At 62.0% G+C, this 15,574-nt stretch carries 17 protein-coding genes; 8 read left to right on the forward strand and 9 right to left on the reverse strand.

Annotated features, from left to right (window positions below; all coding sequences use genetic code 11):
- The first annotated feature begins 61 nt into the window (after nt 1–61).
- Nucleotides 62–742 (forward strand): DNA alkylation repair protein, encoded by a 681-nt coding sequence (locus IGS55_RS03755; RefSeq protein WP_230516053.1) that lies wholly within the window; start codon nt 62–64, stop codon nt 740–742.
- Here IGS55_RS03755 and IGS55_RS03760 read toward each other — a convergent pair.
- Nucleotides 705–1,379 (reverse strand): TetR/AcrR family transcriptional regulator, encoded by a 675-nt coding sequence (locus IGS55_RS03760; protein WP_230516054.1) that lies wholly within the window; start codon nt 1,377–1,379, stop codon nt 705–707. The two genes, IGS55_RS03755 and IGS55_RS03760, sit on opposite strands and share 38 nt — an antisense overlap.
- Nucleotides 1,380–1,486: 107 nt before the next feature.
- On the opposite strand from IGS55_RS03760, the gene IGS55_RS03765 reads away from it, so the two are divergent.
- On the forward strand, nt 1,487–2,182 hold the full coding sequence (locus IGS55_RS03765; protein ID WP_230516055.1) for a DAPG hydrolase family protein: 696 nt from the start codon (nt 1,487–1,489) through the stop codon (nt 2,180–2,182).
- Nucleotides 2,183–2,188: 6 nt separating this feature from the next.
- Here the strand turns inward: IGS55_RS03765 and IGS55_RS03770 are convergent, their stop codons facing one another.
- On the reverse strand, nt 2,189–3,082 hold the full coding sequence (locus IGS55_RS03770) for a GNAT family N-acetyltransferase (RefSeq protein WP_230516056.1): 894 nt from the start codon (nt 3,080–3,082) through the stop codon (nt 2,189–2,191).
- A 167-nt stretch (nt 3,083–3,249) separates the two neighbouring features.
- Between IGS55_RS03770 and ypfJ the strand changes: the two genes are divergently transcribed.
- Complete coding sequence (ypfJ, locus tag IGS55_RS03775) at nt 3,250–4,140, forward strand: KPN_02809 family neutral zinc metallopeptidase (RefSeq protein WP_230516057.1); 891 nt, start codon at nt 3,250–3,252, stop codon at nt 4,138–4,140.
- 43 nt (nt 4,141–4,183) lie between these two features.
- Here the strand turns inward: ypfJ and IGS55_RS03780 are convergent, their stop codons facing one another.
- The 4 genes from IGS55_RS03780 to IGS55_RS03795 all read right to left on the reverse strand — a co-directional run bounded on the left by IGS55_RS03780 (nt 4,184) and on the right by IGS55_RS03795 (nt 8,764).
- Nucleotides 4,184–4,942 (reverse strand): substrate-binding periplasmic protein, encoded by a 759-nt coding sequence (locus IGS55_RS03780; protein WP_230516058.1) that lies wholly within the window; start codon nt 4,940–4,942, stop codon nt 4,184–4,186.
- The gene (gene nadC / locus IGS55_RS03785; protein ID WP_128143159.1) at nt 4,942–5,808 is read right to left on the reverse strand and encodes a carboxylating nicotinate-nucleotide diphosphorylase; all 867 of its coding nucleotides are present in this window, start codon (nt 5,806–5,808) and stop codon (nt 4,942–4,944) included. Before nadC ends, IGS55_RS03780 begins: the two co-directional genes overlap by 1 nt.
- Complete coding sequence (nadA, locus tag IGS55_RS03790) at nt 5,805–6,938, reverse strand: quinolinate synthase NadA (protein WP_070218383.1); 1,134 nt, start codon at nt 6,936–6,938, stop codon at nt 5,805–5,807. The genes nadC and nadA overlap by 4 nt, the downstream gene beginning before the upstream one ends.
- Nucleotides 6,939–7,165: 227 nt before the next feature.
- Complete coding sequence (locus IGS55_RS03795) at nt 7,166–8,764, reverse strand: ABC-F family ATPase (RefSeq protein ID WP_034756044.1); 1,599 nt, start codon at nt 8,762–8,764, stop codon at nt 7,166–7,168.
- A gap of 210 nt (nt 8,765–8,974) precedes the next feature.
- Here IGS55_RS03795 and IGS55_RS03800 point away from each other — a divergent pair, with 210 nt between their 5' ends.
- Genes IGS55_RS03800 through IGS55_RS03810 form a run of 3 tightly spaced genes read left to right on the forward strand, consistent with a single transcriptional unit; the run spans nt 8,975 to nt 10,702 of the window.
- Nucleotides 8,975–9,523, forward strand: coding sequence for a DUF2939 domain-containing protein (locus IGS55_RS03800; protein WP_230516059.1), 549 nt, complete (start codon nt 8,975–8,977; stop codon nt 9,521–9,523).
- A gap of 12 nt (nt 9,524–9,535) precedes the next feature.
- The gene (locus IGS55_RS03805; RefSeq protein ID WP_230516060.1) at nt 9,536–10,207 is read left to right on the forward strand and encodes a hypothetical protein; all 672 of its coding nucleotides are present in this window, start codon (nt 9,536–9,538) and stop codon (nt 10,205–10,207) included.
- Between the two features lie 48 nt (nt 10,208–10,255).
- A complete protein-coding gene (locus IGS55_RS03810; RefSeq protein ID WP_230516061.1) occupies nt 10,256–10,702 on the forward strand; it encodes a GNAT family N-acetyltransferase in 447 nt (148 codons plus the stop codon).
- Nucleotides 10,703–10,771: 69 nt separating this feature from the next.
- On the opposite strand, the gene IGS55_RS03815 is transcribed toward IGS55_RS03810, so the two are convergent.
- From IGS55_RS03815 to IGS55_RS03825, 3 genes are all read right to left on the reverse strand, one after another.
- Nucleotides 10,772–11,470: a DUF3334 family protein gene (locus IGS55_RS03815; RefSeq protein ID WP_230516062.1), complete on the reverse strand. Its 699-nt coding sequence runs from the start codon at nt 11,468–11,470 to the stop codon at nt 10,772–10,774.
- 304 nt (nt 11,471–11,774) lie between these two features.
- Complete coding sequence (locus tag IGS55_RS03820) at nt 11,775–12,032, reverse strand: DUF1488 family protein (protein ID WP_230516063.1); 258 nt, start codon at nt 12,030–12,032, stop codon at nt 11,775–11,777.
- Between the two features lie 48 nt (nt 12,033–12,080).
- A complete protein-coding gene (locus tag IGS55_RS03825; protein WP_230516064.1) occupies nt 12,081–13,217 on the reverse strand; it encodes a sensor histidine kinase in 1,137 nt (378 codons plus the stop codon).
- A 175-nt stretch (nt 13,218–13,392) separates the two neighbouring features.
- Here IGS55_RS03825 and IGS55_RS03830 point away from each other — a divergent pair, with 175 nt between their 5' ends.
- Entirely contained in the window at nt 13,393–13,710 is a 318-nt protein-coding gene (locus IGS55_RS03830; protein WP_230516065.1) for a hypothetical protein, read from the forward strand.
- 122 nt (nt 13,711–13,832) lie between these two features.
- Nucleotides 13,833–15,503, forward strand: coding sequence for a DUF6138 family protein (locus tag IGS55_RS03835; protein WP_230516066.1), 1,671 nt, complete (start codon nt 13,833–13,835; stop codon nt 15,501–15,503).
- Nucleotides 15,504–15,574 lie beyond the last annotated feature (71 nt).

Consider the following 15,574-nt stretch of genomic DNA (forward strand, 5'->3'; position numbering starts at 1 on the left):
GATAGGCATGAAAAAGCGCTCCTTGGGGCGCTTTTTTTACGCCTGAAGAAAGCGAGATGAAATGGATCTACATGCAGAATTGAAAGCCGCGCTGGAAGCGGCTGCCGAACCAAGCCGCGCGGCGCCCATGCAGGCCTATATGCGCGACCAGTTCATTTTCCTGGGCGTGGCAGCGCCGCAGCGGCGGCTGGCCGCCAGGGACTTGCTGGCGGGCTTGACGGGCACCGATGCCGCGACCTTGCTCGAGCACGCGCGGCTGCTGTGGCAGCAGCCGGAGCGCGAATACCAGCACGTGGCGCTCGACATGCTGGCGCTGCACCGGCGCCAGTTGAACATCGCCCACCTCCCCGCCCTGCTCAGCCTGGCGCGCCAGCGGGCCTGGTGGGACAGCGTCGACGGCATGGCGGGCATCGTCGGCGACGTGCTGCAGGCGGAACACCAGCGCGGCGGCGACGGCCATGCGCACATGGATGACGCGCTGTGCCATGAAGACTTCTGGCTGCGCCGCATCGCCATGCTGCACCAGCTGGGCTGGCGCGCCGACACGGACGCCGCCTGGCTGTTCGGCGCGGCGCTGGCGCTGGCCGACGAAGACGAGTTTTTCATCCGCAAGGCCATCGGCTGGGCCCTGCGCGATTACGCGCGCCACGCGCCGGCAGAGGTGCTGGCTTTTGCCACGGAGCACCGCCAGCAATTGTCTGCGCTCAGCTACCGCGAGGCGTTGAAGCACCAGCCACGGTGAACGCCTGCCCACCCAGCAGGCGCAGCGCCGCATCGATGCGGTGGCCGGCATCCCAGGCCGGCACGGGCGCCAGCAAGCCCAGCGCCATCTGCCGCAGCGGCTCGGCAATTACCATGGCCAGCAGCAAGCCGGCCAGTTCAGGCGCATTGCTGACCGTCATGTGGCTGCGGGCGGCCTGGCGGCCCAGCCAGCCGGCCAACATGGCCGTGCCCCGCTCGATGCCGTTGCGCTGATACACGGCCAGCAAGTCCGCGCGCGCGGGAAACTCCGTGCACAGCAGGCGGAACAGGCCGACGGCATCCGCCGTCAGCACGCGCGCCGCCATCGCCTGCAATATCTCTTTTAACAGCGGCAACACTTCGCCAGGCCCGGCCGCATCGTGCGCCATGGCTGGCAGGAACGCATCCGTCCAGCCGCGCACCACCAGGGCGACCAGTTCCTCGCGGTTGGCCGCGTATTGATACAGCGACTTCTTGGCCATGCCCGCGTGGCGTGCCACCGCTTCCATGGTCGTGGCCGCATAGCCTTCGTGCAACAACAGCCAGGTGGCCGCCTGCACGGCCGCCTCGCGTGCCTCCTCGGGCGGCCGCGCCGGGCGGCCCCGCCCACGCACTGTCTTGCTCTGTTCTTCCTGCATGCCGGCTCCAAGCTTGATCGAAGGGCAATTTTACACTGAAACATATTTAGGAAACGTAATGCGTTTCTTTAATATATAATGGCTTCACCCCAACAAAGGAGAACGACATGACGCATACTGAATTCCCATGGAGCATCACCAGCACGGGCGACTTGCTCGACCCGTTTCCGCTGCACCTGGAGACGGGCATCACGCGCCTGGACGACGGCTGCCTGCTGGTGGCGGCGCGCACGGAACTGCACGGCTGCAGCGGGCGCATGCTGGACTGGTGGTTTACGTTTTTCGAGACGACGCAGCACATCAAGTGGTGGCATCCGCACGACCACGTGGCCCATCACGGCTGGAACAGCGCGTGGAAAAAGGGAGAAAGTTACTATGGCGCCTCGATCGAGGCCGTGGAATCCCTGGGCGACATTCCGCCCGTAAAAGCCAAGCTGAAGTTCCATGACCCGAAAGACGTGTTTGACCCGGCGCAACTGCAACGGGCCAAGGATAGCGGTGCCCTGTCAGCCGCCGTCTGCGCGCGCATCGGCTTCGGCGAGCACGTGCAACTGGACCCGCTGGGCGACCCGCTCGATGGCGAAATGCTGCATTTGACGCGCGACACGCCCACGGGCTGCGTGCTGCGCAGCCGCTTCTTGCTGGGTCGCAATAGCCTCGACCCCGTGCGCGACGTGCCCGACGTGCTGGGCCTGAATTTGCTGCGCCATTGCTACAGCGAATTTACCTATCTGTCGCGCTTTTTACCGTCGCTGTACTACGGCGAGCACGCCAACGGCGAAAAGGCGCCGCTGCCCTGGTAAGCAGCCTTACAGCCGCTTGTGCATGCGCGCCAGCGGCAGCTTGATGTCATCGGGCAAGTCGAGGTGAAACTCTTCCGTCACGGCGAAGCCGCTGGCCAGGTAAAGGGGCACGCCGGGCAAGGTGGCGGCCAGTTCCAGGGCGGTAAAACCGGAGGCCAGCGCCTGGCGTTCGCAATGGCGCATCAGCATGCTGCCCAAGCCCTGGCGCGCGGCCGCCGGTTCCACAAAGAAGGCGCGGATGCGGCCAGGCTGGCTGGCCGGATCAAGCAACGGGTCCGGCCCGCTCTTGGCGCGGTCGGCGCCATACAGGGTGGCGCGCCGGCTCCAGCCGCCGCAAGCGAGCATGACGCCGTCGCGTTCGATGATGAAATACGTCCGGTCGGCAACGAGCTGCGTATCGACGCCGAACACGTGGCGCGTCACGGCCTCGGCCTGTTCCCGCGTATAAAACCCCGCGCTCAGCGCCACGCCGGAGCGGGCGATCAGCGCGTTCATGGCGGGCACGTCGGCCGGCAGCGCCACGCGCAGGCTGGTCAACGCGCCAAAGCTGAACCAGGCACGGCTGATGCGGCCCCGCTCCACCTCATACGTCGCCACCAGTTCCTGGGCCGACACGCCATCGTCCGTGTCGCCATGGACGATTTCATGGTCGATCACCAGCTTGCCGCAGGCTATACGATTGAGCAACTGCGCCCGCGGCCGGCTTGCCGCGAAACGGGCCGTGAAGCGGGGGCCGATTTGCGCACTGCCTTGGGCCAGCAAGGTATCGGGATGCTGGAATTGCTGTGCGTCATCGGCGTAAATGGCCAGCAAGGCCGCCACGTCGTGGGTATTGTAGGCGTCCAGTTGCGCCTGGACCACCGCCGTTGGCGAAATGAGTGTATCGTTGGCAAGCGCCATGCGTGTACCTGTTGTGGAGTGGGTGGAAAGTTGCAAAGGGTAACATTGTCACCTCTGTCGCAGCGCGGTTTACTGCGATAATAACAAGATTCGTCGCGAGAAACATATTCAGGCGTCATCCATCAACCGTAGAGCGCAATCGCACAAGCACAGCAGGAGTAAATATCATGAAATGGGAAGGCAATCGCGAAAGCGACAATGTGGAAGACCGCCGTGGCGAAGACGGCGGCGGGGGCGGCGGGGGCGGCTTCGGTTTTGGCGGGCGCTCGATCGGTATCGGCACCATCGTCATCGCCCTCGTTGGCTCGTATGTGCTGGGCGTCAATCCCCTGACCTTGCTGAACCTGCTCAGCGGCGGTGGCGGCCAGGTCAGCACCCAGCAAAGCCAGGCCCCCGCGCGCCAGCCGCCCGAATCGGACGAGATGGCCCGCTTCGTGAAAACCGTGCTGGCCGATACGGAAGACACGTGGGGCGCCCTGTTCAAGGCCGAGGGCGGCAGCTATGTGAAACCCAAGCTGGTCTTGTTCTCGGGCAGCACGCCGACCGCCTGCGGCACGGGCCAGAGCGCCAGCGGCCCCTTCTACTGTCCCGGCGACCAGAAAGTCTACCTGGACCTCGATTTCTTCAATCTGATGCAGCAGCGCTTCAAGGTCTCGGGCGAGTTTGCCGAAGCCTACGTGATCGCGCATGAAGTGGGCCACCACGTGCAGAACCTGATGGGCTTGTCCGAAAAGGTCGACAAGGCGCGCCGCACGCAATCGGAGCGCCAGGCCAACGCCATGTCCGTGCGCCTGGAGTTGCAGGCCGACTGCTTTGCCGGCGTATGGGCGTATCACGCGAACGCCGACCGCAAGATCCTCGAGCAGGGCGACGTGGAAGCGGCCCTGAAAGCGGCCACGGCCATCGGCGACGATGCGCTGCAGCGCCAGTCGCAAGGCCATGTCGTGCCGGATTCGTTTACGCACGGCACCTCGGAGCAGCGCGTGCGCTGGTTTACCAAGGGCATCGAGAGCGGCCAGATTGCCCAGTGCAATACGTTCGAGGCGCGCCAGCTGTAAATATCCCCGCGCATGCCGCCCCACGGGCCGGCATGCGTATCAATCAGGGCACGCTGACGTCGTAGCGCTTGCCCAGTCTTTTCAGTTCGCCCGTCTCGATCAGGTTATTGAGTTCCTGGTCGAACTGCAGGCGCAGCTTGTCGAAGGCGGGCGAGCGGGGGAAGGCGAAATAGCCGTTTTGCAGTTCGATGATTCTGGGCAGGGGTTTCACGTAGCGGCCATAGCCGAGACGGGCGATGACGGGGTCGGTATTGCGGCGGTTGCTGATGAACACATCGACGTGCCTGTGCACCAGCATCTTCAAGCCGTTTTCCACATTGTTGGCCACGCTGACCTGCAAGCCGGGCCGCACTTTCTCCCAGTCCGCGCCGTACGCCCAGCCATTGAGCAGCACCACCCTGCGGTTCTTCAGCACGGCGAAGTCGCCATCCCAGCCGAAACTGGCGTCCTGGCGCGTATAAAACACCATCTGGTCCTGGTAAAACGGCTTGTCGGAAAAGGCCATGCTGACTATGCGCTCGGGCGTCTTGTAGGGGCCGATCAGGATATCGGCCTGGCCCTGCACCAGCATGGCTTGCGCGCGCGCCCACGGCACCATGCGAAAACGCACGGTGTTACCCGTGCGTGCCGCGATCAGGCGCAGCAGTTCGGCGCCCAGGCCGCCATATTCACCGCTGTCCTGGTATTCGAACACGCGCTCGAACTGCGCGCCCACGGCGAGCAGCTCGCGTGCCTGCAGGGGCCCGGCAAATGCCGGCCACAGCAGCGCCAAGGCCAGCAGGCGCCGCCCGGCTTTTTTCATCAGCCGACGATGCGCAAGGAGTAATCGGTGGCCCGCACATCCTTGGTCAGGCTGCCGATCGAGATGCGGTCCACGCCCGTTTCGGCAATGGCGCGCACGGTGTCGAAATTGATGCCGCCCGACGCCTCGAGCAAGGCGCGGCCCTGCGTCAAGGCCACGGCTTCGCGCATCATGTCGTTGCTGAAGTTATCGAGCAAGACGGAGACGGCGCCCGCATCGAGCGCTTCGCGCAATTGCGCCAGGGTTTCCACCTCGATTTGCACGGGCACGCCCGCGTCAAGATTGCGCGCGTTTTCCAGGGCCTGACTGACGCCGCCGGCGGCCGCGATATGATTTTCCTTGATCAGGATGCCGTCGTACAGGGCCAGGCGCTGATTCTTGCCGCCGCCCACGCGCACCGCATATTTTTGCGCCAGGCGCAGGCCCGGCAAGGTCTTGCGCGTATCTAAAATGGACGCCTTGGTGCCGGCGATCACATCGACATACTGGCGCGTGGCCGTGGCCACCGCGGACAGCAGCTGCAGGAAATTGAGGGCGCTGCGCTCGGCCGTGAGCAAGGCGCGCGCCGGCGCTTCAATCGTGCAGACGACGCTGTCGGCCGTCATCATGTCGCCTTCGGCGTAATGCCAGGCGATGTCGATGCTGCGGTCCAGGCTTTTCATGATGCCTTCGAACCACGGCGCGCCGCACAGCACGGCCGCTTCGCGCACGATGACACGGGCCGTGACGATGTGGTCGGGCGGCACCAGCTCGCCCGTCAGGTCGCACTGACCCACGTCTTCCAGCAAGGCGGCCAGCAAATTGCCTTCGAACGCGCGCGCCAGGGCCGGATCGAAGGGAGCGAAAGAATTAACGAGAGTACTCATGCTGGACCGATTCCTTGGAACAATGTGGTTTCTTTAGCCAGGTCCGCGCCCGGCTTGAGGCCCGCCTTCTTGGCGGCGGCAAAGTCGAGCATGCGGTTGATCGAACGCACGGCCAGCTGGCCGACGGCAGGATCGACGTGGATTTCGTTGTGCATGTTTTCCAGCGTTTGCGCCAGGTTCAGCAAGCCGTTCATGGCCATCCACGGGCAATGCGCGCAGCTTTTGCACGTGGCGCTGTTGCCGGCCGTGGGCGCTTCGATGAAACGTTTTCCTGGCGCGGCCGCGCGCATCTTGTGCAGGATGCCGTTGTCGGTGGCGACAATGAAAGTGTCCGTGTCCATGGTTTGCGCTGCCGCAATCATTTGCGACGTGGACCCTACCATGTCAGCCAGCGCCACCACGTTCGCAGGCGACTCCGGGTGCACAAGCACCTTGGCTTGCGGATACTCTTCCTTGAGCAAATCGAGTTCGATGCCCTTGAACTCGTCATGCACGAGGCAGCTCCCCTGCCACAGCAGCATGTCGGCACCCGTTTCCTTCTGGATGTAGGAACCCAGGTGCTTGTCGGGTGCCCACAGGATTTTCTTGCCCTGCGCATGCAGGTGGGCAACGATGTCGAGGCCGATGGACGACGTCACCATCCAGTCCGCGCGCGCTTTGACGGCCGCGCTGGTGTTGGCGTACACCACCACCGTGCGGTCCGGATGGGCGTCGCAGAAGGCCGTGAATTCATCGACCGGGCAGCCGAGGTCGAGCGAGCAGGTCGCGTCGAGGTCGGGCATTAATACCGTTTTCTCGGGACTGAGAATCTTTGCCGTTTCACCCATGAAACGCACGCCGGCCACGACGAGGGTCTTGGCCGGATGGTCGCGCCCGAAGCGGGCCATTTCCAGGGAATCGGAGACGCAGCCGCCTGTGGCTTCGGCCAGGTCTTGCAGGTCAGCATCAACGTAATAGTGGGCAACGAGCACGGCTTCGCGCTCGATCAGCAGGCGCTTGATGCGCGTGATCAGTTCGGCTTTCTCGGCCGGGGACGGCGTCGCTGGCGTGCGTGCCCAGGCGTGGGCAGTGCAGCTGGCTCCGTCTTGTGGATGTTCGTACTCGACGGATTTGATGGCTAAAGTTTGCATGGCTGTGTCAAACAAAAACGGGATAGACCGGCACGATTGCAATAAAGCAGGTGCGCCGGAACGAATGAACCGCGGCGCGTCGGTGTGGTGCTGGGTGGCTGGCGGTTGGCAACGCCGGCTTGGATTGTCGGATTACGCTCCGCTAATCCGACCTACGCGACCAACTCACCCTGACGTAGGTCGGATTAGCGCACAGCGCGTAATCCGACGCAACGTTACCCTGCAAATTAATCAATACCCTGGCTCTTGAGGTAATCCTCATAGTTGCCACGATAATCAACCACTTCATCTTCCTTGATCTCGATGATGCGGTTCGCCAGCGAAGAAACGAATTCGCGGTCATGCGACACGAAGATCAGGGTGCCCGCGTATTTTTCCAGCGCGATGTTCAAGGACTCGATCGATTCCATGTCCATGTGGTTGGTCGGCTCATCGAGCATCAGCACGTTGTGGCGGCCCAGCATCAGCTTGCCGTACATCATGCGGCCTTTTTCACCACCGGACAACACCTTGACAGCCTTCTTGACATCGTCGCCGCCGAACAGCAAGCGGCCCAGGATGGAACGCACGGCCTGGTCGTCATCGCCCTCTTTCGTCCACTGGCCGATCCAGTCGGTCAGGTTCGTATCCTTGGCGAAATCTTCCGTCGGGTCTTGCGGCATGTAGCCGACGTTGGCGTTTTCCGCCCACTTCACGCGGCCCTGGTCAGGCTGCAGGCCCGCGATATCGCCCGCGATGCAGCGCAGCATGGTGGTCTTGCCGGCGCCGTTGGCACCGATGATGGCGATGCGTTCGCCCGCTTCCACCATGATGGAAAAGTTCTTGAACAGCTGGCGGTCGAAACCTTTCGAGATGTTCTCGACTTCCACGGCCAGGCGGTGCAATTTCTTTTCGCCGTCGAAACGCACGAACGGATAGGCGCGCGACGATGGCTTGATGTCGTCGACCTTGATCTTTTCGATCTGCTTGGCGCGCGACGTCGCCTGGCGGGCCTTCGACTTGTTCGCAGCAAAGCGGCGTACGAATTCCTGCAGCTCGGCAACCTTGTCTTTCGCTTTCGCATTGTTGGCCAGCTGCTGGTTGCGCGCCTGGGTCGAGGCGAACATGTATTCGTCGTAGTTGCCCGGATAAATCTTCAGGGTGCCGTAGTCCATGTCGGCCACGTGGGTGCAGACCTGGTTCAGGAAGTGGCGATCATGGGAAATGATGATCATGGTGGAGTTGCGCTCGTTGAGCACGTCTTCCAGCCAGCGAATCGTGTTGATGTCCAGGTTATTCGTCGGCTCATCGAGCAGCAGGATGTCCGGGTTCGAGAACAGCGCCTGCGCCAGCAGCACGCGCAGCTTCCAGCCTGGCGACACATTGCTCATCGGGCCTTGGTGCAGGTCGATGGCGACACCGGCGCCCAGCAGCAGTTCGCCGGCGCGCGATTCGGCCGTGTAGCCGTCGTATTCCGAGACCTTGCCTTCCAGCTCGGCCGCCTGCATGTAGTCGTCGTCCGTCGCTTCCGGGTTCGCGTAGATCGCGTCGCGCTGCTGGATGGCGGCCCACATTTCCGTGTGGCCCATCATGACGACGTCGAGGACGCGCATGTCTTCAAAGGCAAACTGGTCCTGGCGCAGCTTGCCCAGGCGCTCGTTGGTATCGAGCATGACATTGCCGCCCGACGGGTCCAGATCGCCGCCCAGGATCTTCATGAACGTCGACTTGCCGCAGCCGTTCGCGCCGATCAAACCATAGCGGTTGCCGTCGCCGAACTTGACGGAGATATTCTCAAACAATGGCTTGGCGCCAAACTGCATCGTAATATTTGCTGTAGATAGCATGTGATATTGGGTCTTTATTCAGTTAAAACAGCTAGTTAAATACTTTTCTCCCATTATACAGCACCCACCCTCATCACTCTATAGTGGTCCGCCGAGGGCGCTCCGAGTGCATGCGGAGAAATAATGGCAAGAAAATATGATTGCCGTATTTCCATTTAGCGGATACGCTGCGTGCCATCCATTTTCCACCCTCCACCTCACAGGCTTCACTTGAAAAAAATCACCATCGCCGCGGCCGTGGCCGCCGCTGCCCTCGCCGCCACCGCCTACGCTTCGCCGTATTACGCCTTGCACCAGATCAAGGCTGCGCTGGCTGAGCGCAATGCCGAAGCCCTGGCCGAACACGTGGACTTCCCCGCCCTGCGCGCCAGCGTCAAGACGCAGCTGGAGGCCAGCATGGCGCGCAGCATCGCGGCGACCGCTGGCAGCGACAACCCGCTGGCCGCGCTGGGCCAGTCGATCGCCAGCGCCATGCTGGGCAAGATGGTCGACACCATGGTCTCGCCTGCCGGCGTCGTCGCGCTGGTCAACAAGAGCGCCGTCAGCCCGCAGGCGGATGCGAATACGAACGCGGATGCACCCGCCGACGGCGCGCGGAAAAAGGCCGAGTATTCGGCAGGCTATGCCGGCGTGAACACCTTCGTCGTGCGCGCGAAGGATGGCAATGCGCAGGAAGGCGCGCTGGTCCTGCTGCGTCATGGCGTGTGGGGCTGGAAACTGAGTTCGATCGAGATTGCGTCGGCGATGGCTGCACGTTAACCGGGACATTTCATGCTGAAACACCCAGCTTTATCGCTGGCAATCGCCCTTGCCAGCGCCACGCCACTCGCCCATGCCCTCGATGGCACAGCCGGGAGCAGCCACTCTGTCGCCTCGCGCATGCGGGCGGAAACATCCAGTGCGGCCGACCCCGACGCGCCCGCGCCGCTGCCCGTGCCCAGCGACATCTCGCTGGCCGAACTGGAGCGCCGCCTGGCGCTGGGTCAGGCGCAGGCCGCTGAAAAACACCATACCAGCGCGCTCGGTTCGTCCGTACTGAGCGCCTTGGCGCAGCAGATGGGGTGCCTGGATATCGTTGGCGTGCAGCCGTTCGGTTTCCCGCTGGAACAAGCGCAGCCCACCGTTCTGAGCGGAGGGCATCTGCTGGCCCGCTGCCCGGACCGGGCCTATGTGACGATCACGGCCATGTCGATGGCGGGCAAAACTGGCAAGCGCGTCCGCATGTCGGCGCAATCGTTCAAGCAGACTGTGGATGGCAGGCCCGCGCGGCGCCTGTATTACAAGGCGCCCAACGGACGCCAGAAGGAATCGCTGACCATCATCGATGGCAGCTATGCGTATGCGCTTGAGTACTGGTCGCTCGATGACAGCCAGCAAGGCGGCATGGTCGGCAAGCGCCGCATGGAAACATTGACGTTGCCGCAACAAGACGGGCATAAATAGATAAAATACTGTATATTTATACAGTCATCCACTATTGCCCTGCCCAACATGCCTGCACACCCGCACATCGAATTACCCTACACCATCTGCGTCAGCGCCACGATCGACGCGGAGGTCGAGCAAGCCATCCTCGAGGGCTTGAACGCCTACAACGATGCGATCACGGGATACCAGGACAGGCAGGTATTGAGCGTGGTCGTGCGCGACCGCGACAGCCAGCGGGTGCTGGGCGGCGCCATGGGCCGGACCTCGCTGGGCCTGCTGTTTCTCGATTTGTTTTACTTGCCCGCCGCCTTGCGGGGACTGGGCCTGGGCAGCGAGATACTGGCCCAGTTCGAGGAAGAAGGACGCCGGCGCGGCTGCGCCTCGGCGGTGCTGTACACCATCAGTTTCCAGGCGCCCGAATTTTACGAGCGCCGCGGCTGGCGCCGCTTCGGCGAGATTGCCTGCAGCCCCGAAGGCACGAGCCGGGTGTTCATGAGCAAGACCTTGTAGGCTGTAAACAGCAGTGGCTGGCGGCAAAGCTGCCGCCAGCCACTGTCAACCACGGTCAACAAACGCTGCTTACATGCCCAGCGACTTGAGCAGGTCGGCATTGTCGTCGTCTTCCGGTTCCGCCGCAGGCGCGGGGGCGGGGGCGGCGTTCCGTTCGCGGTTCGCGAATTCGCCATCCATCAGCGAGTCGGCATCGACTTCGCGCGAATCGAAATCGTGCAGCTTGATGAACTCGGTACGGTCGATCGCCAGTTCCAGGTAGAAAATATTGTTCTTTTCCGTGTAGAAAGTGACGCGACGCATTTCCGGGCGGTCCAGCGGCGTGTCGACGCTGAGCATCACCTGCTTGTTCAGTACCAGCATCTTCGGCTGGCTCTGGGTGATGTTCGTTTGCAGTTCGCGCCGTACCTTGCCCGTGAAGTCGCCCACGATCTGGTTCATCAGCTCGCCCATGATGTTCGACACTTCGTCCGACGTGTAGAAACTGGCCAGCTCCGACTTCGGCATACCCATGTGCAACATGTAGCGCTCGTAGATTTCCATCGCCGTATCGGCGGCAAAATTAAGCACGACCAGGCCCGTGAAACCGCCATCGAACATCACGAAGCAGCCGATGTCCGGCTTCAGGCCCGTCTTGGTGATGCGCTGCACCATGCCTGAATAATTGACCTTGCTTTGCGTTGCAACGTTGAGCACCCGAACCACCGAGTTGCACAAACTCATCAACAAATCTTCTGTACCGTACACAACATCCTTTTCTGCATCCATGAGCAACCTCTCCTACTATTTTAAAGATGACAGCACTGTTCCCTGTCCGCCGCGAGCCGCAACACGACCGTTTCGCTCAGCAAGCGGACGACTTCACCTTTGCATGCCTGACCTTGCCTGGCAGCGCGCGCCGCGTTGCCGCCGGCCCGAACCGCCCTCTTACCTTTTTCTGTATAGAAATAAGTATCATGCGCAGAATACCGAGATGTAACATTTCCGTCCAGCCATACCTGCATTTACTTGACGATCTGTGCGGAAATACCATACCTGGCCAGGTCACGGGCATCGGCGCAGGAAAAAGTGACTAGAAATCAAGTGCGCGCAATGCCACGCCGCTGACCAGCAGATCGCGGCTCAGGTAGGAGAAGGCACGCTGGCCGATGCGCAGGCGGTGGGTGTCGAAGATGACCAGCAAGTCGCCGCCCTGCCCCTGGTCCAGACTGTGCAATGCCGTGACGGTGATGCGGCACGTTTTTTCCGCCCCGAAAACGGACAAATGGAAGCGGATGGCGTCACCCGCCTGCTCGAGCGCGATGCTGTCGCGCAAAATTTCATAGGGCATGGCCACTCTCCCTGCTGTGCATGCCATGTTCTGGCCCGCGGCGCCCGTTCATATGGCGAACGTGGCGGCAGGCAAATCGATGATAAAGACGCAGCCATGGCCGGGCACGCTTTCCACGCTCAAGGTGCCGCCATTCGCTTCCACGCTGCGCCGGGCAATCGACAGGCCCAATCCCCGCCCCGCCTTGTTGGCGCCGCCTTGCGTGAAGGGCAGAAACATGTCATCGGCCGCCTGCGGCGACAGGCCGGCGCCGTTGTCCTCCACTTCGATTTTGATGTGCTCGCCGCTGGCATACGCACGCAACACCACCGTGCCATTCGGCGCGGCAAACTTGAAGGCGTTCTGCAGCAGGTTTCCTGCGGCGGAAAGCAGCAAATCCTTGTCCGCATCGATCTGCAGCAAGGGCGCGACCGCTTCCACGATCAGGGTACAGCGCGTCAAGTCCGCTTCCAGGCTTGCCAAATAGCGCAGTTCACTGATGAAGTGATTCAGGGAGAAAACCGAACGCTGCAAGCTCAGTCCCGCTTCCACCCGCACTTGCGCCAGTGAGCGATCGATCAGAGTGCGCAAACCCACGAGGCTGCGGTCGAGCACGGCGCCGGTCGCACCCGACAAGCCCATGCCGCCCTGCTTGAGGGCGGTGACGGCGAGGCTGGCCGTGCCCAGGTGATTGCGCAGTTCATGGGCAAAGCGGCCGATGCGCTGGTTCAATGCCAAGGCTTGCTCGTTGGCGATCAGCACGTCGCGCCGCTGGGTAAATTCGGTCACGGCTTCGGCAATGCCGTTGTCGAGGCAGCGGTTCAGCGTCCTGAATTCCTCGACGGAAAATTGCTCACCCTGCGCCACGGCAAGATCGCTGATGGCCTGGCACAGGTCGCCATAGTCGTGCACCACCTGTCCGACGGAATAGCCGAGCGCCAGCAATTGCCAGCCGTGCATGGTGGCACTGTCGGCCAGTTCCGATGTGGCCAGCGCCTCACCGTCGGCGGGGCCGGAAATGGCCAGGCTTTGCGCCATCTTGCCCGCCTCTTCCGCCTTCAAGGTACGGGTCAGCTGGTCCAGGAAGATGGGGATGCCTTCCCTTAACTGTATTTCGGTCGAAAAGCGCTGGGGCCGCTTGCCCACCTTTTCGCGGCAACGGCGCTCCAGCGCGGCGCGATTTTCAGCTAGGAATAAATGCATCATGACGTTTTCGGCAATCTCAATGATCAGGAACAAGCCAGCCTAGCGCGATGACCGTTCAGATACCGTCTGTTACCGTACATATTTGACCGATCGCCTGCCTGGCGCCATGCAGCGCACGCCTCGGCCATCCCCCTGTGCTATTGTCATCAGGTACATCACCAGGCAGGAGCCATGCATGAGCAACATCGTTACCAGCGTCTCGTTCCGCTACATCGATCCGCGCCACAAGGAACCGGGCCCCAGCCGGGAATTCATCAACCAGAATATTCTGCTGCCGCCGGGCGCCCATCTGCCGCGCATGGGCGAAGCCATCGAGCTCATGCACTGGGACTTGAACCGCGACATGAAATCGGGCGTGTATTCCGTGCTGTTCGTCCACACGCGCATCGCCTTGTTTGATGGCAATGACAAGCCGTCCGGCTGGCACACCACGATCACTGTGGGACCGCAGTCCGACCAAATCGACCCGCGCTTCCTCACCGCCCCCTCGTGACAGCCGTGCGGCCCTTGTTGAGGCCCTGCCCGAGCACCTAAAATAGTGCTTTATATTAAACATGATCGTGACGGCAGCCGGTGGCACCGTCACGTGCAATGCAGGGAAAGACGACGATACAGATGAGCAATCTTGTAGAGCAGGCAACACAAGAAATGACGGCGGCAATAGAAGCGTGGTTTGCCGAGCGCCTCAAGCGTACCGACCTGGAAGCCGCCGTGAAGCGGACCACCTTGCAAATGGGCGTTTTTAACGATTTCCTGCTCGACTACAAGCCGGGACGCACCACGGCCGACGATTTCCATCTGGCCGATGCCGATGATGTCGCACCGAGGACGCCTTCGCGCCTCGACGAAGCCGTCGTGCGCGACACCATCGCGCCCCGGCTGGCAGCGCTCGTGCGGGCGAAGCTGGAAACACTGGCCGACACGCCCCTGATCGACTACCGCTTCAGCTTTCGCGGCAAATTCCAGACGGCGCAGGGCATGCTGCACCTGAACCTGCTCGAGTATGTCAACGCAGGCAAGCGCACAAGCTTGCTCGAGCACATACACAGCTACGTCACGCAAAAGCTCGAGCATGGCAAGCGGCCGACGAAAAAGCTGGAAACCTTCTTCCTGGCGCGCCACCTGCTCGATCCCCACCTGTTTCCCCAACCCGATATCGCCTGGACAATCGCCCAATTCGAGCGCATCGAGCAGCTGAACAAGTCGCGCCCGCAAGCGCTGGCCGAACACCGCGGCGATATCATCCAGGCCGTGTCGGCGTGGGCGGAAAAGCAGTTCCTGCCGCAGTTCTATGACGTGCAGCAATCGAGCTACCGCGCCACCGAATACACCTTGAAAGAGGGCGCGGCGCTTGACACGCAGGCGCTGGCGCCGATCGACCTGCTGCTGTATGGCGCCGTGATGATCTTGCGCCACGAACCGAGCTACGCCAAGTCGACGGGCCTGAAATTTCTGGAAATCGCGCGCGAACTGGGCAGCGAGCGGGCCGCGCGCATGCTCAAGGAAGGCAGCGGCACCTTCGCGCCCGACGCCGTCCACCTGAAAAACGCGCAGCTGGAATGCCGCGCCAACGATGTGTTTGCCACGATCAGCATCGCGATTGCTAAGGAAGAGGAAGAGGCGTATGCGCAGGCGCTGGCCTTCATCACGCATTTGCTGAACAACGGTTTCCCGAAAAGCTGCCAGATCAAGCTCAAGTCCAAGGTCAAGGCATATTTGCCGATCAAGGGACTGGCGAAATCCGATACGCACCGCTTCTTTGCCAACGCCCTCGCCTATCCCGCCCTGCAGCCGCAACTGGAAGCGTATGCGCGCGCCGCCATCGAACAATTCGAATTCTATGCCGACACGGAAGGCGAAAAGAATTGCATGCCCGGCAGCTATGCCACGTTCGGACTGGGCTTGCTCGATGCCCATTATTTTCCGCTGGTGCAGCACTACATGGCCAACGTCGACGAGGAACACCAGTCCGTGCAGGACCAGTTTACGGCGGCCTTTGCCGAAAAGCATGGCGTGACGCGCGATTCCGCTCCGGTGCTGGCCGCGTGCCTGCGCGCATGCACGGACAACGCAAAAGTGAAGATCCAGGAGGAACTGGAAGAAGTGGAGAAGCTGGAACTGTTCTGCCAGCAACTGCAAGGGCTGGACGGCTATTTAGTCGAGCACATGCTGTATCCCGTCTGGGGCAAGCTGGAAAAACTGGCAGCCCTGGCGCGCAAGGCGCAAGGCCGGCGCAAGGAGCTGCTGCTGGCCTTGCTCGCAGCGGCCAGCAAGGCTGACACGTGAAGTGTGCAACGTTATGACTTTCACCATCTATAATGCGGGCGCCGAAATTGCCGCAAAGCATCTTTTGGCGC

This window comes from Janthinobacterium sp. EB271-G4-3-2 (assembly GCF_020858035.1).
GTDB lineage: Bacteria > Pseudomonadota > Gammaproteobacteria > Burkholderiales > Burkholderiaceae_D > Janthinobacterium > Janthinobacterium aestuarii.